Annotated in this window: 1 protein-coding gene; it reads left to right on the forward strand. The window is 65.0% G+C overall.

Annotated features, from left to right (window positions below; genetic code table 11):
* On the forward strand, positions 1-703 hold a 703-nt coding region (gene pdxA / locus A3730_RS07600; RefSeq protein ID WP_063537831.1), incomplete at its 5' end, for a 4-hydroxythreonine-4-phosphate dehydrogenase PdxA.
* Between the last annotated feature and the right edge of the window lie 69 nt (positions 704-772).

Here is a 772-nt window from a genome sequence, read left to right on the forward strand (position 1 = left end):
CGCCGCCCAGGGCTGCCTGGACGGCACCTTCTCGGCCATGGTCACCGCCCCGGTGGCCAAGAATGTGATTTGTGAGGGCGCCGACCCCACCTTCACCGGGCACACCGAGTTTCTCGCTGAACAGGCGGGGGGGGCGCAGGTGGTGATGATGCTCACCGCCCCGGCCCAAAAGCAGGATTTGCGGGTGGCCCTGGCCACCACTCACCTGCCCCTGAGTCAGGTACCGGCGGCAATTACCCCGGCGAGCCTGATACGCACCCTGACCATTCTCCGTGACGATCTGATCGGCAAATACCGGATTGCCGNGCCTCGCATCATGGTACTGGGGCTCAACCCCCATGCCGGCGAAGGCGGGCATCTGGGGCGCGAAGAACTGGATGTGATCATCCCCACGCTGGAACAGCTGCGCGCCCAGGGCATGGCCCTCACCGGCCCGCTACCCGCCGACACCGCCTTCCAGCCACATCTACTGGAACAGCACGATGCGGTACTGGCCATGTATCATGACCAGGGCCTGCCCGTGCTCAAATACGCCGGTTTTGGCGAAGCCATCAACATCACCCTGGGGTTGCCTTTCATACGCACCTCCGTGGACCATGGCACCGCCTTCGACCTGGCAGGCAGTGGCACAGCCAGCGCCGGCAGCCTGATCGCCGCCACGCGCCAGGCATTGGCGCTGGCCTCAGCGCAATCTGATGCCTGAGGCTGCGCTGATTGCGCATTGATAAAACACGGACAAGACACACCACCCGGCCCCGACCTGAGACCCGCT

The organism is Alcanivorax sp. HI0044, assembly GCF_001634945.1.